Here is a 24,412-nt window from a genome sequence, read left to right as displayed (position 1 = left end):
GTCCACTTTCCCGCATAACATTTGGCTTATCAGCAAAAGTAACCCGCTTAAATCCATGTTTGCGTGCATAAGAAAAAGCGTATTCAAATAACCGCTCTAAACCAAAGCGTGTTTGCAAACGGACCGTCCACGCAGCCTCCTCAAGACCATATTTTTCTAAATTGGGGTGTTTTAACCAGGCGGCTGTTTCAGGAGTTATACCACGAAAATCTAATCCCGCATAAAGGCCTTCACTATTTTCTCTGATAACACAAAACTGAAAAGGCTTTCTCGGACCGAAAATGTATCTGATAGGGCGTATATTCGCAAACAAACCTAACTTTTGGCGAAGCTGAATGACAGGAGAAACATAGGCAAGTTTTTTCTCTTTTAAATGCGGTGCAAGTTCTTTTAAAGCCGCTTCTTTTCCTTTACTGGTCACAGCTCCAAGTAAAACAGCGTCACTCTCAGTGATTTTTTGCCAAGTAGCTTGAGGAACAGGGTCTCCTTCCTGTTTCCAACATTCCCAACCAATATCGCCATAGGACAATTCGATCGGTAACTGAAACTGCTCTAAGACCATCAGCGCAGCATCACAGACCTCAAGCCCCACCCCATCACCAGGTAATACAAGAACTTTCTTTTTCATAATCTACCAATCCATTCATCAATGATTGCATCCGTCATAGTAGGATTATCCTCCCACAAACGCGTACCAGCACCAGTGATAATCTTATATTCATGATGCATACAATGACTTCTCGTTTGATTATCTACGGTTGCAAGTTGTGAGTTTTCACCTACCAAAGCTAAAAACCTTCCAGTGTATTTAATAATCTCATCCCTAGCATCCATTCCCAACAAGAATTTAAATCCTCTCGTCATACGTTCAATTGCCAAATTCTTTTGCTCATCAGGAATCTCTAATAAGACTCTTTTCTCAATTGTTCCTATTGGTTGCACGAAAGAGTCTAATGTTTCTAGAGCTGCCGACAGATCACCATTTTCCAATAAGGTAAGAACAGACCCAAGTCGTTGTTGCAAAGTCTTATCTGGATAGCCTGGAGCATTCACAGCAAGCACTGCTTGAACATTTGGAAGTTGTGCTGCCAACATTTGTACCAATGTCCCAGCCATAGAAAATCCAACAAGCACAAAAGGCTCTTGAAAGCGCTCTTTGAATTTTGCTATAAGCGAAGAGATAACTTCTATTGTAGAGTTGCTAGAAAAAAGAGATAACGTGTCTAATAGCGTAACCTTAAATCCTCTTTCTAAAAAGAGATTTTTAAGGGGAGAGCAAAAGTTTCCTTTGTCCCAGACTGGCATTACAGGCGCAAGAATAACACTATGTGAGCTCATATTGTTTAAACTCCCTGCGCTTTTTGTTTTAAGTTCTGGATAGTAATGAGTACCTCTTCTATACCTAAAGACATTTTAGTCTCTAGCAAAGCTTGATATTCAACACTCAAATTATTTAAGGCTAAAAGAAAATCGATAGAGTTTCGATGCACAGGTGAAAAAAAAGAATGGCTCTTTAGACTTTCCGTTTGTTGTAAGATTTTACTTACATTGTAATACGCTTCCTTTTTACGCAAATTTAAAAGTGCTAACTATGGCTCTAAAGTGAGATTTCCTGCTCCCTTTCTCATCCCCATTAATGAACTATCAATAAAGCTTGCGCCTGCTTCTACGGCAGTTATGCTATTGGCCATAGCCATATCTAAATTATCGTGTGCATGAAAACCAATCTCTAAAGGTGAAATATCTTTTATTTTTTGCACAAAGTACGTTACATTCTCAGGTAACAGGCTACCATTAGAATCGGCGAGATATAAGATGCTCGCTCCACAATGGCCCGCTTCTATTGCTATGCTCCGTAAATAATTTTCATCTATTTGGCTCACTCTTGTGATATTAATACTGGTCGATAACCCTAAAGAACGAGCATAGCTGCAAAGTGCAAATGTAGACTCGATATCATTTTTATTGAGACATAATCGTAAAAGTGTGACTCCAAAATCTTTTAGTTCCCGAATATCCGACTGGTTAATATTATGCGGATGTGCAATAATAACAAGCTTAGCGTCCGGAATAGCATTGTGTAATCGCTGAATATAATCATTAGAGCACAAAGCCGTTTGACCCACGTTGTTCATCGGCTTAAACGAACCCTTACGATAGCCGATTTCAATATATTCAACTTGAGCTGCTGTTAGATTTTTAATATGCTCAATGATGTAGTCTAGTGAAAAAGAAAATTGATTTCGATATCCTCCATCACGCAAAGTGACATCAAGATTTTTAAGCATATCCCCCCCCCAATCTGGTTATTTGACTTGATTTATTTCAAAGTTTATAAAGTAGTTTGCTTTTCGAATATAAATTATAAAACCCACTGCGCAACATGTAGCCAAAAAAATGGCAACACTCCATGGATTGTGTCCAGACACTTTTCCAATAATTGCTGCGCTTAATGCAGCACTCCCTAATTGCAAGGCTCCCATAACACCAGAAGCTGCTCCGGCAGCTTGTGGATGTGATGAGATAGCCAACGCTGTTCCTAATGGCAACAAAAAACCATTGCCAAAAGTAAGAATAGAAATGGTTATTAAACTTGTTACAAGTGGCCACGGACTCACATACATTTGGAGGCCAAACAATATACCTCCTGTGACAAAAATAATATATCCACGTCGGATAGTATGTTCCATAGATTCTTGCTTAAGAAATCTTCTTGCTACCAAGTTACCTAAGACATAAGTTAAAGAAACACCAATATAACTGTAACCAATATATAAAGTTGATAATCCCAAAGCTGTGAGGAAAAAAGGCGATTCTACAATATAAGCGAAATAGGTTGCATATGCAAAACACGGAATCAATGCGTAAAAAATAAATTGTTTATTTCTAAGGACTCCTAAACTGCCCTTAATAACTCCCACAGGAGTGAAAGATTGACGTTTTATAGGGGGGAGCGTTTCTGTTAGTACAAAATAACAGAGCAAAATGGTCGAAAGTATAAAAAAGCTTAAAAAGATAAAAGTGGCTTGCCAATTAAAGACTTGTAATAAGAGACCCCCAATTAATGGCGCAAGTGCTGGTGATGTTCCGACGAAAGGAAAAATGATTAAATACAGCTTTCCTGCGGCTTTTTTATCCATTAAATCGTTAATAATAGCGCGACTTAAAACGATACCTGAACAGGCTCCAAGACCTTGTAAAAAGCGTAGTGTGAAAAAAGCTTGTATATTCACGGTATAAATTATACTCAATGTGGTAAACAACCACAAAAACAAGCCAAACAGAAGCGTTTTTTTACGCCCAAAATTATCGCTGAGCGGTCCATAAATAAGTTGTCCAAGTGCTAATGCAAGTAAAAAAATGGCCACCGCACTCTGAATCTCAGACTCAGTAACCCGATAATATTGGCGCATATCTCCAAGAGCTGGTAAAAAAATATCCGTAGAAATTAAACCACCTACTGATAAACACACAATAGATATTATGAATAATAATGGAGGCTTATTGTACACAGACAAATACTTCCAACTTAAAAATACTAGGATAAACGTGATTCATACTTATAAGTGCAGTTACATTGTGTAATGCTTTATAGTTATCCACAGGAAAATATGTATGTTTTATAAGTATCTTCCTGTATCATAATTACTTTTTGCTCTATCTTTAAATGGATGTCCGTTCGTGAAAATGATTTGCAGGTCTATATTTATTTGCGGAGAGGCTTGAAGAATCGTATTGCTAAAAGGAGTTCCCAAAAAGGAATATTGGAGAGCGACCTTAAAGGGGTTGCTCGAGAAGAAGGCTACCAAAAATCTGGAATTTCAGGCTTTAAATGGGGTCCAATTCGTACTGCCGAGACCTTTTCTGCTAAACCCGTGCGGTTTGAAAGCTCTACTGCTAAACCACAAAGCGTTGCAGGACCACGCGCTGGTTCATAGCGATCCCGCTTCTTCTTATAAAGAAAACGGTATAAAGGCTCTTCCTTATCCATTCCAAGCGATGAGTTATAATCTCCACACATTCCCGCATCCGACAAATAAGCACTGCCATACTCTAATATTTGTGCGTCAGCTGTGGGAATGTGGGTATGTGTTCCTACAATCACACTCACACGACCATCAAGAAAATGTCCAAGACATTGCTTCTCGCTCGTCGTTTCTGCGTGAAAGTCAAAAATAATCGCATCTGCCTGTTCCATCAAAGAGCAAGCGCACAGAATCTTTTCAGCCGTTTCAAATGGATCATCTACCTTGCACGGCATAAAAGCACTTCCCAAGAGATTTGCAACAAGAACACGTGCTCCATTCTTTGCTGTAAAAATACCGGAGCCCTTGCCGGGAGTGTCTTTAGGAAAATTGGCTGGACGTAAAAAACGGTCGCTTTCATGAGCATAGCGCAATGTGTCTTGGCATGCAAAAGCATGGTTACCCGTTGTTACAACGTCAACACCTACCATGAGAAGATCTTGATAAGTTTCTTGCGTGATGCCAAAACCATTTGACGCATTTTCACCGTTCACCACAACAAAATCAAGCTGCCATTTTTTTATCAGTTGGGGAAGATGTTCAAAAACAGCCTCACAGCCCGCTGTTCCAACGATGTCACCTAAGAATAAAAAACGCATAGGCGTTTTAACCATACTTTAGCGTTTTAAGAAACCCTTTTCTGTAAAAATTCCCTGTACGATCAAATCATGTTCTGCATGGGGAATGAATTCAACTTCCTGACAAGAAAAGCCTAAGCCTAATAAGCTAATCTGGTGCCCTTGTTTTTCAAGAGTTTCAACAGCACGATCGTAATACCCGCCCCCATAACCAAGGCGGTGACAGTGGTTATCAAACGCGGAAAGGGGAACGATGATAAAGTTTGGTACAACAACGGCATTTTCTACACCAGGTCCCAATGTGCCAAAACGCATTGGCTCTAACACCGTGTTTTGTGAAAATGCACGAAAAACCATGGTTGTTGAATCAAGCACTGCTGGTAGTGCTAATCGTCCACCGCGTAACGCTATAGCATCAAATAGAGGACGGGGATCAATTTCCGATTTGATTGGCCAATAGCCCGCTAAAATCATGTGCGAAAAATCTTCTCTCTTTTCTTCAAGGGTTTTTATCAGGTGGGAACAGGCGCGCTGCGAAAAGGTAGCACGCTCTTGTGCTGAAAGGGCATCACGATGAGATAAGCCGATCTTGCGGAGTTGTGCGCGAAGCGATGAAATAGATTGTGGTGTTTTTGTACTTTGTGTCATTATTCTGTAGATTGCTGCCCTTCTACCAATGCTAAAAGTGCAATAAAATAAAGCCCATGATAAACAGGATTTGAAAGAATAGCACCATCAGCAGCTGCGTGTGTTTTGACAAACGCATGTACTTTGGCACAGCGATTGTAATGACTTATAAAAACAATAACTTTTTTAAATCATTTCCCACCGGACTATCAATATAGGCACGCTTTTTCTAGCCATTTTTTACGGTATTAAACTGTTCCAATTTACCGAACTTACTCCTCATTGAAGCCGAATGATTTTAATAAACCTATATTATTTTAAAACTCTATAGATAATATTAAAGTTACAAACAAAGGAACTTCTTTTTCATATTAAGCAAGTTTTATAACCTATATTGTTAATCTACATAGAAGTAAACAGCCTATATCGACATTGAGGAGATATGTCTTTATAGCTCGTGCCTACAGTGTTTTTATAACACTCACCTCGATCCAAACATAGGGTTGCGTTTTATTAAATAACCCTTTCCATATTGAAGGGTGTATTAAGCTCGGATCTTTTAAACAAAACTCATTGATTTTTTCCGTAAAATCTTTTCATCGCAAATCTTATGTAAAGGATGCATAATGAGAACTCATTAAGCTAAGAGGAGATGCCCAATTCTTAAAGAAAAAGCGCAATGCGCCTTTATTCGTTTTTTGGACTTCATGCCATGCATTTTTTGTACAACATTATGCCCAAAAGCAGCTATAGTCGTTGATACAATATCCTTAGCAGGCATTTGTTCGTCTTGCACATCCATTTGCAATATTTTCAATAAAATCTTTTGGAAAATTTCTTGGTACAAGACTTTACATGCTCCCTCTCAACTGTCAAAGGCGTGCACGAATTTCTTTAAAGAGCAGAGCAATTTACTTTAAGCAAAAAAGGACAATAATAATTTGTTTTATTCACGCAAAAAAGGTGATCCGCAACAGCCGATGGAAAAGTTGATCCCAAGAACCTACATAAATAGGTGGGCGCCATGTGAAAAAGCCCACGGGCTTCATCAGGGACAGCTCCCTTGGAGATCACTAAGGTCTCAGGAATGCATTATTTCCTGTCGGGAAGTGCAGAACACCTCTCTTACTATAAAACAGTTTTAGATCTTCTGCTAGATATAAAATGATTCTAGTACAATCTCTTTGGAGAGGTGGTTTTTGCTGCCGCTCTCTGGGTGGTGTCTGGGTAATTTTCTAGATGGTTTTTAGGGGGGATGATGTCTGGTGGCGGCGGCGTGGTCTTTCTCATTCAAATTTAAAGAGTTTGAGGTGTTCGTCTAAAAGCACTTCAATGCGTTTTTGGAGTTTTTGCATTTGGGGATAATATTCAAGTGCTTTCTCATAAGCTTTGAGGGCAAGCTTCGGACGCTCTGTTGCTTCTATGATTACTAGGTTCAAAAAATGCCATATAATTGCGCGGTTCAAGCTCGAGAGTATGGTAGTCGACCATGGTACGTTTAACCGCGAGTGAAATATGAAGGCACGTCCTACTTATGCTTGAGGCATAGGTGGGGTGGAATGTAAGGGTGTTATCAATGTCATTAAAGGTATGTTTAAAGGGGTAGGGGTGTCTGTTCGTCTAAAAGCACTTCAATGCGTTTTTGGAGTCTTTGCATTTGGGGATAATATTCAAGTGCTTTCTCATAGGCTTTGAGGGCAAGCTTCGGACGCTCTGTTTCTTCCATGGTCACTCCAAGTTCAAAAAATGCTATATAATTGCGCGGTTCAAGTTCGAGAGCATGGTTAAGGTCAAGCATGGCAAGTTTAAAATCACTCAGTTGAATATGAACCCAAGCACGTCTTATCCATGCTTCAGCATAAGTAGGGTAAAGAGCAAGGACATTATCAATGTAATCAAGAGCAGTCCCATAATTGTCAGTATTGATAGCATTTTCAGCCCATGACATCAAAAGATCAATCGTCTCACTGCCCGATTGTGACCATAAACGTTGAAGCTGTTGACTTATCTTTTTTGCTTCACCAGCATTCGCACAAAATTTTAATTCTTTGAGTAAACGTAAAACTTCTGCTTCTTTGTGCTGTTTAACTCTATCAGAATGGCTGGAGGCGTTTAATTCAAAATCTTCAAGAATGGTCGCCGACGAATCTGAATCAGATATTGCCGGTTCTGAAAGAGAAGGGCCGGGTAAGAGATCATCCAGCGGCATTAGCAATTGGGGAGAAAAAGTATCTTCAGGGAGCGAAGGGGGATTTTGCCCGTACCCAGCAGAAATTAAACAAAAACACTCCACAACAGCAAGTAAAAAAACTACAAAAGGACACAAAAAACTTTGTTGGAAAATAAGAAATTTCTGTAATCGCAAAGATTTTAGAAAGATAAAAAACCTCATCACAACAAGTCCTTATACCACAAACGATCAAACAATGGCAATCAAACAACAGTGATCAAGCAATGGACTTGGAACCAAAAAAAACTTTCAAGAGATAAAAGTTTTCATGACTACAAAAAGTAGGCATGAAAACCACCAGTCCTCATGCACCATCAACCTTGACGCGCTCTAAAACGTGGGTTCGTTTTATTAAGGATATAAACACGACCTTTACGGCGCACCAAACGATTGTTACGGTGGCGATCCCTTAGTGCTTTAAGCGAATTTTTAATTTTCATCATACTCACCGTTTATACAGACTTTATACAGACTTATTGTAATGCAATGTCACAACTTCAATTTTTTCAACATTATTACACACAACTACACACTATTACACACTATTACACACTGCCATACGCTCTAACACTGATATGACGCACAACATTCGTATGATGACATTGCACGTATTATCATATCGCATTGTGTCATAATCATATCGCATTGTGTCATAATATTGTGTTTGCTTCACGACATCATGCAATACACTTTTCCACTGTGATCACAAAAAGAGAAACGTACTTTTAAAATAGAAATACGCATCAATACATTTCATTAACACAACGAATAAGTAAAAATTGCAAAAAATTTAGAGGATTTTTAACAAGAAGTCTTCTTTTTGTCAAGTGCGTATCTTTTTAACACATTCCCTCTAGTAAACTCCCTTTGGTGCGTTAAATGAAAGGGGAGGAGCAGAGAATATGGGAAAATCTACAAAGTCTCTCATTTGTAAGAAGATGATGAGTGAACAAAATTGTAATCGAACGGTCGGTGGACAAAGTACGCTCTCATTGCTTGAAATGGGTTGAGTTTGTGAGAAGGTGGTATGGGATGCAATAAACATGCATCGTGAAATCGATAGACATAGACTGTTGCTATGAGCTGGGGTCATAATCTTAAGAGATGGGCAATAAGAGGTGACAGCTGCTGGGGGGTGTGCTTAGAGGGGCTTAAGAGAGGAGCCCTTCTTTTTTCGAGAGGGGGAAGGTGCGTGGGGAGAGTTGAAGGTGGTGTTGGATTCTTTTGAGGGAACAAGGGGCGTTGGGAGGAGGTCTCAAGGGAGGGGGAGTTTTGCAACCCCTCTCCCCCCCCTTTGGGGAGGGCATTGAGGATAAGAGGTGACAGCTGCTGGGGGGTGTGCTTAGAGGGGCTTAAGGGAGGAGCCCTTCTTTTATTTATGTGTCTGTGGGAATGAGTGTTTTGTTGAGAGAGGCATTCTTGTCAAAATTTTGTGGCTGGTCCTGTTAATTGGATGATATGCCCCATTTTGCGTAATGGTTGAACGGAGTTTTTGCCATATAAATGCACCGATGTGCGCTCTTGTGTGAGAAAATATTTGAAATCGCTAAGATTATTTCCAAGGAGATTAATCATTTGACAATTGCTATGACGGTATGTGCTGCCTAGGGGAAGTCCGCAAATCGCACGGATATGTTGTTCAAACTGTGAAGTTACGCACGCCTTTTGCGTCCAATGACCAGAGTTATGAACACGAGGCGCCAATTCATTCACTAAAAGATCTCCATCTATCAAGACAAAAAATTCAATGCAAAGAACACCAACATAATTGAGAGCATCCATCACTCTTACGCTTATTTCTTGTGCAAGCTTTTGCACCTTAAACGGAATACGTGATGGAACAAATGATTTGTGAAGAATGCCGTTTTTATGCTGGTTTTCAGGGCAATCATAAAAAATATGTTCTCCTTGCTTCGTGCGTGCCGAAAGAACCGAAATTTCCGATAAAAAAGGAACAATCCCTTCTAAAATCGAGGGCTGTTTCTGAAAATTCTTTAAAGCTTCGTCAAGCGTTTGCTCATCTGGGTGATCCAGCATGATCTGGTTTTTTCCATCATAGCCAAAACGGCGTGTCTTTAAAAGACCACGTTCGCCTAATGCTGAAAGGCCTGAAAGGAGAGAGGAAATATTGTCAACAGCATGCCATGATGCCGTGCGGATGCCTTGAGCCTGCAAAAATTGCTTCTCAAAAAGCCGATCTTGGGTAATTTCTAACGCTTTAGAAGAGGGATAAATATTTTTAGCTTTTTCTATATATTGAACCGTTTCAAGCGAAAGATTTTCAAATTCATAGGTTACAACATCACATAGAGAAATAAAATGATCTAATGCTGAAGTATCATCATAGGGTGAAACAATATGATCGTTTGCTGTTTGTGCCGCTGGGCAATCCGTTTCGGGGCAAAAAACAACAGTGCGAAACCCTAGTTCCGCTGCCGCTATGGCTAACATGCGTGCCAATTGTCCTCCGCCTATTAAACCAATTGTGCTGCCTGGAGGTAACATTGTGGATGTGGGAGAAATGCGGGACATGGTAGAAATGTTGGGAGTAGGGAAGTTGGATGTGTGGGAGGATTGTATCATTTTAAATCTCTGTTATAGGAGTTTGCGCGACACTGGCTGTTTGTTGCTGACGCCAATCTTGTAACCGCTGTGCTAGACTATCATCGTAAACCGCCATAACTGCTGCCGCTAAAAGTGCGGCATTAATAGCACCCGCCTTGCCAATTGCTAGGGTACCAACGGGTACTCCTGCTGGCATTTGCACAATTGAAAGCAAAGAATCTTGACCAGATAAAGATTGGGTATGCACTGGAACGCCAAAAACAGGAAGAGGAGTAAGTGCTGCTAACATCCCAGGAAGATGCGCTGCACCTCCCGCACCGGCAATTAAAATTTTAAAACCTGCCGCTTTTGCTCCTTTCGCAAATTGGTAAAGACGTTCAGGGGTTCTGTGTGCCGAGACAATATGTGAAATGTGAGAAATACCAAGACATTCCAAAGTATCTGCGCTATGGCGCATTGTTTGCCAATCTGATTGGCTGCCCATTAAAATCGCTACATCACATGAGTTTTTAGTCATTCCATATCCTTTTCAAGTGTTTAATGCGATTCTTTTGCCTTCTTTTTCTAAGAGTTTTGCATTTTTTTTGCAAAGCCAATGTTTGGGAAAGGGATGACAGGTAACAGTTTTTTTTAGGGCGCTTTATAGGAGGGAATATAGTTTTCACAAACAGAGTTTTTACAGATGCGTGAGGGAATGATGATGGTTTTTTCTTTTTAAGCGGGTTGCTTCTTGATTCATGATTGAAGCGTTTGAAAAAAATTGCACAATCTACACATTGAACAATCTACACATGGCAAAAAATAACCAATAAGAATCAGATGATGAAAAAAAGCTCTTATTTAAATCGGAATTAAATGAGATTTTTTAAGATTTTAAGATGTCAAAAATTTTCCCTAAATGTGCTTAGCACAAACAGATTATTCTTTGGCAAACAAAGGAAAGGGACGAAATTTTCTATGATTTTTAAAATAGGGAGAAGGAGGCTACATTGGGATATTTCTGCGGGGAAATCACCCCCTTCCCTAAAATGGAACCTATATAATATTTTATTATTTAGCAAGAGAATATTTAAAAAATTTTATGCTCATGAGAAATTAAGCACAAAATTGCCTTTTATTTTCTAGGTTTTAGTTCTCTAAAATTTTTCAAAAGCAAGTATTCCTCTTTGCTTGATACTCCCTCATCACAGTGATACGAGATATTTTCTTTTGTTGAAAGATCAGAGTAAAAAAAGTAAGTGGGACATCCAGTATATAGAGGCAATTTCTTCTAAGCGCCCTGCGTTTACACGATTTGTTCCTTTTTTATACTTTTGGATTTGTTGCAAGGTTACGCTTAAATGGTGACCTAATTGTTTTTGAGACATTTTCAACTCTTGCCTAAAATGAATTTTATCTCACAGAAATGTCATTAAAATGTGGATTTTTAGCTGGCACCTCACCCCCCGTGGGGTGCGAGCACCCGCGCATCAGTATTCCGAGAGTCTGAAAGTACTGAACTCAAATCAGCTTTTTGCTTTTAGTGCTTATCACGCCTGAATATAGCAAAGACTCTCGGAATTCGGAGATGCCTACAGAGTGGGCTCATTTTATGTTTAGGTTTCAGGCTTTCAGCCTTCTGTTAATCGTTGCGTATACGACTAGAACCACTTGCTTGCGAATAAGATAATTTCAGAAGGTTGGTAATAAGGATTCAAATAGCCTTTGTTTGTTTTTTTATGAGAGGCGGGATGTCTGTCAAATTTTTAATAATCGCTCTCCCAAATTATGACATCAGTCCCCGCGTTTATTGAGAGGACTAACAAGTCTTGGTTCTCAGAGTCAAAAAATCCTCTTGTGAGAAGTACAAAACAAGCCGTGATTGGTTAAGGGAGCCTATATGCAAGGGTTTCGCGTAAAACAATTTTAATGCTTTCAATTTGATGTTTGCGGGCTTTGGATATCATGGACGCTTTTCCTAGCCCAATCTGTCGGTAATTAGAATCAATTATTATATAGCAAGAGATCAAAGAAATGCTCTTCTTCAAATGCTATGACATAGATAATATGCTTCCTGTTGAGGGTTTTCATTCGCCAAGTAGACAGTGAAGATCAAATGCAACGAGGTGTTCGTTTGAGACTGGGAGAGAAAAGCTGTTTAAATGTTTTTCAAGTTCGCGTTTTGATAGCTTAATAATAGCGTGAATTTTCTGCACATCGCTTGTTTTTGTGCGCCGAAAGGTAGCAAAGGAAACCATATATGCAAGATTATTTTGTATATATGTAGAGTTCACTTCGATACAAAAGTTCTAAATTTCCTTGCACTTCGTATTGTTTTATCAATGTACTCAATTGTCGCAAATATTCCTCCCTGTGGCTCGCAATGGCGCGTTGCGCTTGGGTTGAGGAGCGACTCATCCCAATAAAGGCTTCGGAAGGGATTGTCATTGTCCAATTGTGCGTATGTAAAGCAATCTTTTCTGGTTTCACTCCAAAGCCATCGCTCATTTCCTGCACAAAATCAAAATTACGATAATAACGGGAATAGTGAGGAGACATCTCCTCTAGCAATGTTTCATAAGCGGCAAGAAATTTGCTATGCTTAAAATCGCGATTGTTTTGAATGACCGCCATTACACCGCAGGCTCGGAGTCGGTTTAAGACAGCGCAAAGCAATTTGGGACGGTCCATCCACTGAAATGCTTGCGCTGCAACGACAAGATCGACCTTATCGATTTGGTATAAGAGGCTTTCTGCTCGGCCTTGATGCCACTGTATAGTAGGAAACTTTCTTCGCCCCTGCTTTATCATGTCTGTCGATATATCGATAGCATGATATTGGTGTTCGTTGCCTAGAAGTTTGATAATCCCTTCTAATGCGATACCTGTCCCAGCCCCCACATCTACGATAGATAAATGCTTTTTGTCCTTAAAAGGAAGGAGCATGGTTTTAAATAAGGTCAGGGGATAGCGCGGACGATAGCGATCATAATCATCAGCCAAACCGTCAAATTTTTCACTTTGCGATTGAACGCTTTTTATCATAGGGTATGATTCTCTTTACAACAGCTGACATACATGATTAAGGAGCTCTTGGCTAGATTAAGGAGCTCTTGGCTAGTACGTTAAGCATAAATTCTGGAGGAGGGATGAATGAAACTGCCCTTTGATGCCTTCACTCTTTTCTTCTATAAAATGGATGCTTAGATGGTGAGCCGGCATCTCCCCCTTCTTCAAATGGTGCGTTTTACAGCGCAATCGCAGTTAAGCTAAGATTCCATGTTGCATGATTTTTGCTGAGAAGGTCTCTGGAGGTGAATTTTCTTGCGATGTCAAAAGGGGCTCTAGGGGCTCTATATGACGTAAAGCCGAAGTCAAAGAGTGATGGCAAAGATGGGCATTGGCTTTTGCCCATCAAACTTCATATTCTCCACAAATGAGGTTTTTTCCGTTTCAGAGAAGTCGCACAGATCGAAAGTCTATGGCAAAAGCCTTTAAAACGAAAAAGAAACCCTATTGGAGAACATCCCATATTTTATGGGATTGCCGGTGCACTGACTAGTTCCACATTCAAGTAGAGCAGTAAGCAAGTTTGCCGCAATTAAAAACACAAAGAGGAAACTTGTTATTTTGCTAAACAGCGGAAAAAGAGCAAACATTTTAAATTTTTGCGCCAATTCAGTTAAAATAATGATGAAGGAAACCATAACAATATAAAGAATTGCAATCATAAATGCCCAGATATAAAGACGCATTCCAAAGAGCGTTGGACCATCTCCAAGGTTACCGAGCGTGATCTGTAAAATGATCTGCTTGGCGGCAGAAAAACAAGTTACCGTGCAACCAAGAACAACCATGCCATAATGGATGTTTTTCACTTTATGGAAAATATTAAATAAAAAACCACAACCAGCAATTATAAAACCAAGGCGTTGAAGAAGGCAAAGAGGGCATGGTACCCCAGATGATACAGGTTTTGTCAGCTGATAATAGAAAGCCGACAACAAGACAACGCATAACCCAATAAGCCCTAATATATTCATAAATATGGCAAAACGATGCTTATTTTGTTCGACAAGATCCATGATTATTCCCTTTAAAAAGACATGTTTAAAGTAAAATTACATGATGATAAGAAATCAAAAGGGTGATAATGAACAGAATTGTCCAGCATAAATAACTTATGTTTTTTTTGCTGTACATAGTCATTATCGCTGTACCTAGAGCAGTTAAAAACGGAACAAACATTGCTAAAATCTCCTTTCTTACTGATACTCAAGGTATTTTGAAATATGTTTAAAAAAAAGCTATAGCTTAATTTATACACAATCATTATTTTTATGACTATAGAAAAACTGTGAAGTATAAAGCTCCCGAAAAGAGGATTTTAATAAAGGTATTTGACTGTTGTGTTTAGCTGTATGCTAGCTTTTTCATCAAGCAAAAGAGTGTATTTCTTTTGCTTATCATGAAAGAATGGCTTGAACGGTAAAGCAAGTATTATTGGTTTAATACTGAGATTTTATTTCTCTTATTCAGAATAAGGCGTTCTTATTTTTATCACTAAAATAACCTTTTTTTGCAAAAAGTTTGTTCAAATTGCAGCAATCGTGCAATATTATGGCTGTTCCCCTGCCTTTTTAGCCAAGCAAATTGTGCTCATTTTTTTCGAAATTATCTTTAAAGGAAATATTCAAGCCGTATTTAGCTGCAAAAGTTGTTGCTTTTTCCAATAACCCTTCTGAATGAATATTTGCTAACAATTCATTATAATTTGACTCTTCTAAATGTAAATAAAAAGCTATACGATAAGCTGATTCTGGCAAAAAATTAGCTTTAATTAAATCTTCTGGAGAAGATATCGCTGTGCCATTAAAACTTCCAGTAAAAATGAATATTAGATTATCTGTTTTCAAATTGACTGAAGTAACAGGACGTAATCTTGATATGTCTTGAACTGTAAAATTTAAAGTAAAACTATCTAAAGGCTTCAACAGCGATTGCTGTATTCCAATGCCATTAATGTTTTTTTCTCGATCTGTATGAGTAGCTAATTTATCGAATTCATCTAAATGGATAATACCCCCTTTCGGCCCCACTCAGATTACCTGATGTAGCGCGCAATATCCCTTCAAACATCGTTGAAGGATCTTTACCACTATAACCAACTTTTGATAGAGTTTTGGAATCAATGGTTACCATAGTTCTATTTGTGATTTCGTTGATTAAATGGGCTAAATGCGTTTTACCTATACCAGAGATACCTGATATTAACAGTCACCTCGGCTTTTCCCACGCAATGTGCTCATTCAAAATTAATGTTATTAGTATTTGTACAAACTTTTTATCTATACCATGATTAGAGAAAAACTGACGTAGTAATTTAATATCGTTTATGCAACGCTCTTTTTGGTTACTAAGCCTTTTAAGTAAATGGATAGCCCCTGTAAAATAAATAAAGGCGCGCAAAAACCTATGGATATACACAGGCCGTATAATACAGAAAATGAAAAAAAGTTTGCTGCATATAAAAGCACAATAGAAAATAAAGCTGTTATAATGCGCACGCTGGCATCGCCTACCAAAATTACCTCAGCCAAATTGTCACTAGGTGTGACAGCTTGACCAATTGTTATTCCCGACACCCTAAAATAAAATTGCCCAATTCCTAATAAAAAACCCATAATATAGAGAGAATATTGGGTAAAATCTAAATATAAAACAGCAAAGATTGCGCTTATTGCAAAAGCTGTTGCACCCCATACGAAAAAACGAATCAAAGACGGAAATTTCCGTAAATAATAGGATGAAACGAAGCCATTGATTACAAAACCCAGTGCTGACAAAGCAAAAACAGAATTTTGAATGGCTGTAAATTTTATATTATCTGATGTTATCGATGCAAGAACAAGTGGCAATAAAACGATAGCGCCTGTATAGAGAAAATTATTCAAGATACGATTAATCGTCAAAAACCGCAAAGCAGAAATTTGCCAAAGACATTTAAAACCAACACCATAAGATCTTTGAATTGGCTTTTTTGATGGTTCTTTTATCCTATTTATTTTTTGTATAGAATTTATATGAAACCATAAACCGGCGTTTAAAAGATAAATAAACACAATAAAGGCTATAGCTATTTTGTGCCCCAAATGCGCAATTATAAAATATATAAGCAATGGAGACACAATAATAAAAAACTGACAGCAACTCGTATAAAATGCAAAAATACTAGCTTTTTGCTTTTGGTCTGAAATTAATTGATTTAAAGCAGTGTTATTATTTGGGTTATCAGCTCCCATCAATAAAGCAAGTAAAAAAAACACAAATAAAATAAGTACTGAGTTGTTTATAAATAATAAGGAAGATAGCAAGGCAGCACAAATAATTTGACTATAAAATCCAATTATAAAGCCTTGGTAGCGCGACAACACGTTTCCCAAACATAAGCCTGCAATTCCAATTGCAATTAAATTAACAACATTTAGAGTAGCAGATGCTTCTCCTGTTGTATCTTGCAATTGTAATAAAGAAAGGCCAATAGATAATATACTACCAGCACAAAAACTTGTTAAACATCCAATCAAAATCATAAGAAAAACAGAATTACGCAACACTTTTCTTATTTCCAGATAAAGCGTTAAGCCATTTTGTAATTTCTTCTGTTGTTAAATGTGGTTCGGCACTAAATCCTAGTTTTTCATAAAATTTGCATTCAAATGCATTACGGGTACTCATTTTTTGCAAGCCATCTATTAGCATGAATTCTATACTAGGCAATATTGTGCTCATAGATTGAGACAAATAATAAGAAACTGCTCTCCAATACATATGGCTACGATCTCTTGCTAAATAATTTTCTAAAGCATATTTCGGGTAACAACCATCTAAAATACGTTTTGGACAACGATATAATGGATAACAAATACGAATAGCATCTACTTCACGCACAGGAAAGGGTAAAATATTTTTACCTCTCATGATATTATAAAAACTTTCGACAAGCAGATCTTCTAAATTAAGTCCAGTCACAACAAGATTGGTTTTAAATTTTCGAGCAACATGAGATAAAGCTAGCCGAACTGCTAAAGTTCCAATGACCTTTAAGTCAGATTCTGGATAAGCTTTTCTGAAATTTTCCACCCAATCTGTCTCTGCGGTACCTAATAATTGGCCAACTTCATTTGAATGAACAAGGTGCAATTCTAAACCAATATCAGTACAAAGTTTTTGAGCTCTTGAAACTCCTGTATCCCAATCTGGTATTCCTAACATCATTACAGGAACTAAAGAATCTTTAGGTATTCCAACTTCTATTAAACTTTGTAATAATGTATTAGAGTCTCCGCCCCCGCTGACTCCGACAATTACTTTCTCACCACTATAAAAACTAAAAAAGTTATCTCTGAATTTGCGAACTTCTAATGAGACAAAGGAACGACATTCTTCTTTACTAAAAAACATGTTCTTTGTTTTTTCCTTTATGATTATCAAAAATGTATTCTGCCACAATTTTATCATTGACTTTAGAATAAATATTCCTCTTTCTGTCTAATAAACTGTTATAATCAATATTTCTATCTGTTCTAAAAATAAGCTCTTCTTCTCCTAGATTTTCTAGTAACTGCTGTACAGTTTTTCCAAGAAAAGACACTACCTCAACACTGCTATCCTGAAAAATTTTATATACACACACTGCATTATACGGAATGTCATGTATTTTTAAAACTTATTCAACTAATAACTCTTCTGATGGGCAAAATAAATTACGAACCCCATGTGCTGTTACAACCCGAAAAACAATCATCTTTCTCCCCCAATGATATACGACCTCATTAGAGGCAACCCTAATGATGTCGGTAGAATAAATCAATTAACCAGAAAAAACTGAAGAGCTTATGACACAAATTTTATCTTCGCTTTCTAACCTCATCTGAGCTTCAGCCATTTTTATTAAAAATTCTAGTGCTACTTTTTCTACATTTAGTACACTTTCTTCATTTGCTTGTAATAATGGATTAATAGCTAAATTTGCCTGTGTTATAATAGTCCTCCTTTTGTAAAACAGAGCTTCAATCTCAACGTATAAACATTTTAATTCATCAATATGTCGATCTCGTATCTTTTGGAGAAGCCAAGAATAAGAGCTCTTATATATTTATTTTATGTATTGATAGACAGAAAATACTGGAATTACATGGGGAAAAATTGGGCAATTATTCTACACATACACCCAAAAGAAAATCTCGATTAATATTTGTCGATTTGTTGGTTTTTATCATGATTTGCTGTAAAACACTGTTGTTTAGGGCGGTGATATAAGGCATGTAAAACTTCACATACGCGTTTTAGAGTGTGTGGTAAGTATTTAGGGTAGGGTTTGCCTATAGAGCCTATGAAGTGAACCACATGCGTGGGTAGCAAGTGGAACTCGCCGAGAGAAGCTGGACTTTTTACAGACCCGCGTGCGTGGGAAGCTTCGTTCTTTAGGGTGGGGGAGGAAGTCAAAGAGGTTTGTCTTTCAGATGTGTCTATCGTTAAGGTGTTTGTTGAAAAAGGCTCTTCAATATAGAGCTTATTCTAGCGATTCTGTTCCTTTTTTGAAACCATGCATAGCTGTTGCTGAGATGTGGTTCACGTAACGCAAGAAGGTACCAGTGTTAATGGCCATTTGTTAAAAAATCGTCGTAGAAGAGGGGGAAGGTGGAGTTTTGGAGAGGATGGCTTGTTGTAAGATTTTTAGAAGTGCTTTTCATTTTTGTTGGCTAAAAGAGGAAATCCTCGTGACATACAAGGAATGTCGTCATTTGAAGCATTGTTGGTAATAAATAAGATATTTGGGCAGCAGAACTGAGATGAAAAATACAAAGTATTTTTTCGTAAAAAGAGAGAGGTAAAATCTCAATATTGAGCAAGTGATGCTTGCTTTTCCATCATGAGAGGACATTGGTAAGGGGAATATGCTTTCTTGTAGGGATAAGGGAAGTGCGCAGGTAAGTGCTTTATATTTATTTTTAGTGCTCTATGTTTCTTATTGTTTTCTCTATCGTTGTTTAAAGACAATAAATTTAAAGACAATAAAAGTGAAGGGGCAATTGTGAATAGGAAATCTATAGTCTCTTTTTTGCCCAATTTTGTAATATGTTACACATCATAATAAGAAAGGAGATTTTCAAGCTATGTTTTTTCCATTTTTAATCGCTTTAGGTACAGCAATAACAATTATGTATGGCAAAAAAAACGTAAGTTATATTCTATGGGCTGTTTTATTCGTTGTTATTCTACTTACTTTTAATCACCACGCAACTTCTACTTTAAACTTATCTTTTTGAGAGAATAGCCATGGAAAACGTTGAACAAAAAAACCTTCATTTTGTCATTTTTATGAATACGCTAGGACTTGTTGGATTATCCATTGTCTTGGTGGTGGCATTTTATTATCAATTGGTAAGGTTTGAGTTGCCTTGTCCCCTCTGTCTTCTGCAACGTGTTGGTTTGATACTTGCTGGTTGTGGATTTTTACTCAATATTCACCATAAGGTGAAATATACCCATTATGGTATGGTTATTCTTGGTTGCATGGTGACCAGTATCGTTGCTGCTCGGCAAGTGTTTTTGCATATCACACCAGATGATCTTGGATATGGCTCAACGTTCTTTGGATTGCATTTTTATACTTGGGCTTTCATTATTTCAGTTCTTTGTATTTTTGCTGTTTCTTTATTCATGATTTTAGGCGAATTGGCGCACAAATTTAAAACATTTTCTCCTTTTCCTATGTTAGGTAAAATGGCGAGTTTCTTATTCGTATTTTTGATTGCAGCAAACTTAATTTCTACTATCCTTGAATGTGGCGGTGGGCAGTGTGCTGATGATCCCGTGAGATATGAGTTGTTGGCAAATTGGTTTCCTTCCTTATCTTAAAGTTTTTTCATAAATTTCCACGTATGAAAATCTTAACGGTGAAAAAAAGAGAGGCAGCAATGTTATGAATGCTGCTTCTTTTTTGCAAAAGCTTTTGGAAATAATTTAAATGAGATTTTTGCCTTTTGTGTATGAGTGCGCTTTTAGCGGCAGGCTCGATTGATTCCTCCATATATTTTGCGAAGAGTATTCGCAGAGAGCTGAGAGCTTTTATATGCTAAAAATTAAATGACAATCTTATATGGAAAATTCTTTGATTTTAACGATTAAAATTTCTGATTTTGAGAGGAAAATTTTTTTGAGTTGTATATTTTTCTCTTGTTGCTTTTTTATTTTATGTTAGTCGAAGCTCTCGTTAATATTCATTTGGATACTTCTGAGGTTTATAATACTTCTGGAGTGGTGGGTTTTGAATTTAGAAAATTGTTATTGAGTAATTTTCGCAGAGGTTCATTTGTAATGAGTGGACCTCTTTTTTTGTTGTGTGTTGTTCTTTGTTTCTTTTATGTTTCATTTGCATAGGCTGGGCAAAATAGTTTTTAAAATTGGTAAGATTATGCGCTAACGTGTTCTTTCCCATTTTTGTATTTAATTTTTTTAGCCTTTGTTTTGTGAGAGTAACAAACATTTTTGCGGTGGTTCGTATCGCAGAAACGCGGTAGGTAAATGAGTAATCCCCATTGACTTGTGCGTTTTCCATATTGTCAAAAAACACCATATATGAGTCATTTTACCAAATACAGGTACCTTTTAAATATATAAAATACGGTGGCAATGATTATGTGGTAGTGGTGTATTTCATATTCTTGTATGACTGCTTTCTGCTTGCTCACAATGCCGTTTCGCTATGCTGGTGGAGGATGGTATGACGCAAAGTCGTGCAATACATTTTCATAGATTTACTATTTTCTTTAAATGCTTAAATCTGTAAAAGTATAAAAGCGTAAAAACTTAAATCTGTAAAATTAAAAAGCAAAGGGGAAGACATGATTTTGTAAATGCTAACACTCAAAGAGAAGGGGTTTTCAGGGGAGGTCGTGAAAGAAGTAATAATGATAGCAAAGAATGGGGTGAGGGAACGAAGAGCCAGATAATAAGTCGCTTGGGAGGGAGTTGAACGCATGGTTAAAAGATGAGCCGAGAAAGGGTGTCGAAAAATGGACAAGTAATCTCTTAATAAACCTGTTTAAAAGGCTATGTTAACAAATTGGCTAAAATTTCTGGAGATAAAACCTCTAAGGCTATAGCTTTTTGAGGGTGTCAGGAAACAGACGCAAGAAGAAAAACCTCCCCTTTTGTTGAATTTTGTTCACAAAACCAACAAAATGGGCTATGAACGCTGAAAATAACCCACAATTTACAAAAATTATGTGCACTGTAAAGGAAATTATTGTTTATGTCAAAAGAAGAAGTCTTGGAATTTTCTGGTATCGTAACTGAACTTCTCCCTAATGCGATGTTTCGCGTAAAATTAGAAAATGATCATGAGATTATTGCTCATACCGCTGGAAGAATGCGCAAAAACCGTATTCGTGTGTTAGCGGGTGATAAAATTATGGTTGAGATGACCCCTTATGATTTGACAAAAGGACGCATTACATACCGCTATAAATAGCTTATGGGTGATTTTTGTTTTCTGTGAAAATTCTTAGCGTTTTCTAAAATGTTTTTATGGCTTCCCAAGGAGTAAAACGATTTAATGAATTTGTGTGATCAGTGTATAAAAATTTTTGCAGCTTATGAAACAAAATTAATGATTCCAAAACCAAGTAGATGAGAGCCTACAATTACTCTGAGGGGAGAATAATGAAAGATATAGACAGGACCTACTTAAGGAAACCTCTTTCTGGAGAAATCCAATTGGTGCTTGCTTCTTCTTCACCACGTCGTTTGATGCTGTTGGGGCAAATGGGTGTTGTTCCACATAATCTTTGTGTAACCAATATTGATGAAACACCAAAATTAAGGGAACATCCTGCTTTTCTTGTAAAACGGTTGGCAAAAGAAAAAGCCCTTAAAGCACAAGAAACTCTCTTGGGGTATAACAAAAAGAGTGAAAAGGTGTCATTGGCTCAGAAAAATAAAAAGCATTCTTTAGAAAAGAGAAGCCAACAAGAAGCTTTGTTGACGCAAAAAATGATCATTTTAGCTGCTGATACTGTAGTTGGTGTTGGGCAGACTATTTTGCCTAAACCAGAGAGTGAAGACGAGGCATATGAATGTTTACGCTTTCTTTCTGGACGCTCTCACAACGTCTATGGTGCTGTTTGTGCGCTGAATGAACGTGGGAAAATAACCGTAAAATTGGTTGAAAGTCGCGTCCGGTTTAAACGGTTGGCTGCTCCTGTGATGAGGGCTTATCTTGCTTCTGGTGAATGGGAAGGAAAAGCCGGTGGCTATGCTATTCAAGGGAAAGCGGGTGCTTTTGTGGTTCATATCGCTGGCTCTTATTCCAATGTGGTTGGCTTGCCGTTGGCTGAAACAATGGATCTTCTGATAGCTTATCGCTATCCACTTCTTTCTACTTGGAATGGAAAAATGGACTAGAGAAACTTAAATTTAGGTACAACCAATGGAAAAGTATAAAAAGCCATAAAAAGCAGAAAGGTTAAATGAAAAAAGAAACAGCAAAGAAATTAAACAAGGTGCACAAATAAATAACAAAGGTGCAGCAAATGCCAAAAAAGCCTGATTTAACGCAAACGGAGACGTCCTCAAACCGTCCTCCATATCCTTGTCCAATTTGTGGTCAGATGGCACAACAAAATTCCTATCCTTTTTGTTCAACACGATGCCGAGCACTTGATCTGAATCGGTGGCTTTCGGGGGCTTATATCTTGCCGTCATCAATGCACAAAACAGATGAAGAAGAGTAAAATAAAACGCTAAAGCGTTTTAAAATGTTGAGAACCGAGTGTTTGAGATTAATAGGTAGAGTGGGGCGTTTGAGGTTGAGGGAAAATTGAGCACTGAAGTGGTCGGGAATGAGGCATTTGAGGTTTGCTTGGGGAATATTTGAGCATTGGGAGCGGTGATGAATGAGGCGTTTGGAGCCCAAGAAAAGGCTGATATTTGGTATTATAGAATTCAGCATTAAGAAGTAGAGAGTTTGAGCATTGAAAGACTCTGTGGTTTAGGAATGAAGGAAGAGTCTGAGTTATTGATGTTGAGGGATGGTGAGACAGTATGGGGCACTTGATTTAAATTGGGTGCTTATATCTTGCTATTGTCTATCTTGCTATTGTCGCCAAAAAACGGATGAAGAAGAATAGAAGATAGTAAGGCGCTTATAAGAACGTTGAGAATCAAACATTTTCCATGAGCAGACTCAAAGCGAATATTTGAAAGCGGAGACAAATTGTGTATGCGGTGCTGGGGGGAATTTAGAGTTTGAGACTAGAAGAAACCTCAATGTTTAGGTTTCAGAAGGACGGGGGATTGAGAAGCTAAGGGGAAAACCTGATGGTGAGGTTTGCGGGAAACAAAAGATGGGGGGATAGAAAGTCTAAGCTGTAAATTTAAGTGATGAAGAAGGGAAGATGGTGCTGTGTTTGAAACTTTAAAAATAGAGCTTTTGATGTGAAAGAGGGGGATGTTTGAAGCTGACGGGGAGCTCTAGGGTGGGCATTGCCAAAGAATTGTACGTTAGAGCTGAGAGTGAGATGGGTAAATGGACATGCGAAGATTTTTGGCTGAGACTTTTGGAGTTTAGGAGGATTAGCGTTTGAGACAAGGCGAAAAGTTGAGCATTTGAAGCCTAAGAAAATGAGGTGTTGGGGTTGAGGAGTGCCTAGATCTTTTAAGATAAGAAAGCATTGGCTGTTGGGGTTGTGGAGAAAAGCTAGAAGTTTTAAAAACAGAGGCTTTTTCAAAGTGAAAGCATCCTTTTATCCATAAAATAATCGAGGTGAAAAAAGCTATTAGGAAAGTGAGAAAACAATGGTTGGGAAACAAAATCCATCTCCCACTCCTGTTTGCTTGCAAAATCGGGGCGAGGGGTTTTGTATCCGTAAAGAAGAAGGTTAGTTTGTTTGCATTATTTTCTAGATTTTTCTATCAGACATATACATAATCTGCTGTCCTGTGGTTATTTTTCTTGTGCCGTGATTGTTGTGAAGTGCGGAATTCAAGGTTGCTTGATTGTCCACTAAGATGGAAAAAATATTGGGTGTTCAAGAACCATCTTGTAAATGGGTGTTGATAAGTTCCTCTTTTTTTCATTGTGAAATTGTTTTCTCCTGAAATAGATGGTGTGAGGTTCGCCATCATAAGTTATTTTTTGTCATTCAAATTCAGTTTATTAATTATGAGGCGTTGATGGTGTGGGATACTTGTGGGGCTCTTATAGTGAGGATTTGCTGGAGGGGTGGTGATGGTGGAGCTTGAGGGAATGGCTCTGCTGTTGGGGGGATGGGGGCGTTTATAACAAAGCTGTGGTTTTGTTGAAAAATGGCATTGTGTCTTTTTTTCTCTTGTTATGGGGC

Annotated in this window: 25 protein-coding genes, 1 other RNA gene and 1 pseudogene; 5 read left to right on the top strand and 22 right to left on the bottom strand. The window is 37.9% G+C overall.

The window, feature by feature from the left end:
* The 21 genes and pseudogenes from GQO39_RS04215 to GQO39_RS04120 form a co-directional block, all read right to left on the bottom strand.
* The coding region (locus GQO39_RS04215; RefSeq protein ID WP_246668517.1) for an isocitrate/isopropylmalate family dehydrogenase at positions 1-628 on the bottom strand (628 nt) is incomplete at its 3' end.
* Positions 625-1,338, bottom strand: a complete 714-nt coding sequence (locus GQO39_RS04210; RefSeq protein ID WP_156851075.1) for an alpha/beta hydrolase family protein — start codon at positions 1,336-1,338, stop codon at positions 625-627. The genes GQO39_RS04215 and GQO39_RS04210, both read right to left, overlap by 4 nt.
* Positions 1,339-1,589: 251 nt before the next feature.
* The gene (locus GQO39_RS04205) at positions 1,590-2,288 is read right to left on the bottom strand and encodes a hydroxymethylglutaryl-CoA lyase-like TIM-barrel protein (protein ID WP_156851074.1); all 699 of its coding nucleotides are present in this window, start codon (positions 2,286-2,288) and stop codon (positions 1,590-1,592) included.
* 18 nt (positions 2,289-2,306) lie between these two features.
* Positions 2,307-3,512, bottom strand: a complete 1,206-nt coding sequence (locus GQO39_RS04200; protein WP_156851073.1) for a multidrug effflux MFS transporter — start codon at positions 3,510-3,512, stop codon at positions 2,307-2,309.
* Between the two features lie 290 nt (positions 3,513-3,802).
* Positions 3,803-4,639: a TIGR00282 family metallophosphoesterase gene (locus tag GQO39_RS04195; protein ID WP_156851072.1), complete on the bottom strand. Its 837-nt coding sequence runs from the start codon at positions 4,637-4,639 to the stop codon at positions 3,803-3,805.
* A 3-nt stretch (positions 4,640-4,642) separates the two neighbouring features.
* Positions 4,643-5,251, bottom strand: a complete 609-nt coding sequence (locus GQO39_RS04190) for a 5-formyltetrahydrofolate cyclo-ligase (RefSeq protein WP_156851071.1) — start codon at positions 5,249-5,251, stop codon at positions 4,643-4,645.
* Positions 5,252-5,867: 616 nt separating this feature from the next.
* Entirely contained in the window at positions 5,868-6,077 is a 210-nt protein-coding gene (locus GQO39_RS04185) for a hypothetical protein (RefSeq protein WP_156851070.1), read from the bottom strand.
* Positions 6,078-6,191: 114 nt separating this feature from the next.
* Positions 6,192-6,351: non-coding RNA, 6S RNA (gene ssrS / locus GQO39_RS04180), on the bottom strand.
* Between the two features lie 165 nt (positions 6,352-6,516).
* Positions 6,517-6,808: pseudogene (locus GQO39_RS09145) on the bottom strand (hypothetical protein); the annotation flags it as partial.
* Between the two features lie 16 nt (positions 6,809-6,824).
* Positions 6,825-7,622, bottom strand: a complete 798-nt coding sequence (locus GQO39_RS04170) for a tetratricopeptide repeat protein (protein WP_156851077.1) — start codon at positions 7,620-7,622, stop codon at positions 6,825-6,827.
* A 152-nt stretch (positions 7,623-7,774) separates the two neighbouring features.
* On the bottom strand, positions 7,775-7,900 hold the full coding sequence (ykgO, locus tag GQO39_RS04165; protein ID WP_040296424.1) for a type B 50S ribosomal protein L36: 126 nt from the start codon (positions 7,898-7,900) through the stop codon (positions 7,775-7,777).
* A 982-nt stretch (positions 7,901-8,882) separates the two neighbouring features.
* A complete protein-coding gene (locus GQO39_RS04160; protein ID WP_439647147.1) occupies positions 8,883-9,992 on the bottom strand; it encodes a 5-(carboxyamino)imidazole ribonucleotide synthase in 1,110 nt (369 codons plus the stop codon).
* Positions 9,993-10,044: 52 nt separating this feature from the next.
* Positions 10,045-10,542 carry a 5-(carboxyamino)imidazole ribonucleotide mutase gene (gene purE / locus GQO39_RS04155; protein ID WP_156851068.1) on the bottom strand — a complete coding sequence of 166 codons (498 nt, stop codon included), beginning with the start codon at positions 10,540-10,542 and terminating at the stop codon, positions 10,045-10,047.
* 703 nt (positions 10,543-11,245) lie between these two features.
* On the bottom strand, positions 11,246-11,392 hold the full coding sequence (locus GQO39_RS09490) for a helix-turn-helix domain-containing protein (RefSeq protein ID WP_439647146.1): 147 nt from the start codon (positions 11,390-11,392) through the stop codon (positions 11,246-11,248).
* Between the two features lie 880 nt (positions 11,393-12,272).
* Positions 12,273-13,049 (bottom strand): class I SAM-dependent methyltransferase, encoded by a 777-nt coding sequence (locus GQO39_RS04145; protein ID WP_156851067.1) that lies wholly within the window; start codon positions 13,047-13,049, stop codon positions 12,273-12,275.
* A 449-nt stretch (positions 13,050-13,498) separates the two neighbouring features.
* A complete protein-coding gene (locus GQO39_RS04140) occupies positions 13,499-14,089 on the bottom strand; it encodes a disulfide bond formation protein B (protein WP_156851066.1) in 591 nt (196 codons plus the stop codon).
* Between the two features lie 25 nt (positions 14,090-14,114).
* A complete protein-coding gene (locus GQO39_RS09140) occupies positions 14,115-14,207 on the bottom strand; it encodes a hypothetical protein (RefSeq protein WP_246668518.1) in 93 nt (30 codons plus the stop codon).
* Positions 14,208-14,644: 437 nt separating this feature from the next.
* Positions 14,645-15,103, bottom strand: a complete 459-nt coding sequence (locus GQO39_RS04135) for an AAA family ATPase (RefSeq protein WP_156851065.1) — start codon at positions 15,101-15,103, stop codon at positions 14,645-14,647.
* 294 nt (positions 15,104-15,397) lie between these two features.
* Positions 15,398-16,621 carry an MFS transporter gene (locus GQO39_RS04130; RefSeq protein ID WP_156851064.1) on the bottom strand — a complete coding sequence of 408 codons (1,224 nt, stop codon included), beginning with the start codon at positions 16,619-16,621 and terminating at the stop codon, positions 15,398-15,400.
* Positions 16,611-17,468 (bottom strand): tRNA lysidine(34) synthetase, encoded by an 858-nt coding sequence (locus tag GQO39_RS08805; protein ID WP_198039409.1) that lies wholly within the window; start codon positions 17,466-17,468, stop codon positions 16,611-16,613. The genes GQO39_RS04130 and GQO39_RS08805 overlap by 11 nt, the downstream gene beginning before the upstream one ends.
* Positions 17,458-17,658, bottom strand: a complete 201-nt coding sequence (locus GQO39_RS04120) for a hypothetical protein (RefSeq protein ID WP_156851063.1) — start codon at positions 17,656-17,658, stop codon at positions 17,458-17,460. Before GQO39_RS04120 ends, GQO39_RS08805 begins: the two co-directional genes overlap by 11 nt.
* 1,525 nt (positions 17,659-19,183) lie before the next feature.
* Between GQO39_RS04120 and GQO39_RS09135 the strand changes: the two genes are divergently transcribed.
* A complete protein-coding gene (locus tag GQO39_RS09135; RefSeq protein WP_246668516.1) occupies positions 19,184-19,336 on the top strand; it encodes a DUF5993 family protein in 153 nt (50 codons plus the stop codon).
* Positions 19,337-19,346: 10 nt separating this feature from the next.
* Entirely contained in the window at positions 19,347-19,928 is a 582-nt protein-coding gene (locus GQO39_RS04115) for a disulfide bond formation protein B (RefSeq protein WP_156851062.1), read from the top strand.
* Positions 19,929-20,343: 415 nt separating this feature from the next.
* Here GQO39_RS04115 and GQO39_RS04110 read toward each other — a convergent pair whose 3' ends face one another.
* Positions 20,344-20,628: a hypothetical protein gene (locus GQO39_RS04110; RefSeq protein WP_156851061.1), complete on the bottom strand. Its 285-nt coding sequence runs from the start codon at positions 20,626-20,628 to the stop codon at positions 20,344-20,346.
* Positions 20,629-21,324: 696 nt separating this feature from the next.
* Between GQO39_RS04110 and infA the strand changes: the two genes are divergently transcribed.
* The 3 genes from infA (at position 21,325) to yacG (ending at position 22,804) form a co-directional block, all read left to right on the top strand.
* A complete protein-coding gene (gene infA / locus GQO39_RS04105; protein ID WP_004857577.1) occupies positions 21,325-21,543 on the top strand; it encodes a translation initiation factor IF-1 in 219 nt (72 codons plus the stop codon).
* A 191-nt stretch (positions 21,544-21,734) separates the two neighbouring features.
* Positions 21,735-22,475 carry a Maf family nucleotide pyrophosphatase gene (locus GQO39_RS04100; RefSeq protein ID WP_156851060.1) on the top strand — a complete coding sequence of 247 codons (741 nt, stop codon included), beginning with the start codon at positions 21,735-21,737 and terminating at the stop codon, positions 22,473-22,475.
* 128 nt (positions 22,476-22,603) lie between these two features.
* A complete protein-coding gene (gene yacG / locus GQO39_RS04095; protein ID WP_156851059.1) occupies positions 22,604-22,804 on the top strand; it encodes a DNA gyrase inhibitor YacG in 201 nt (66 codons plus the stop codon).
* Positions 22,805-24,412 lie beyond the last annotated feature (1,608 nt).

Source organism: Bartonella refiksaydamii (assembly GCF_902652675.1).
Lineage (GTDB): Bacteria > Pseudomonadota > Alphaproteobacteria > Rhizobiales > Rhizobiaceae > Bartonella > Bartonella refiksaydamii.
Note: the sequence above shows the minus strand (reverse complement) of the source record. Positions and strands in the feature narration are given on the sequence as shown.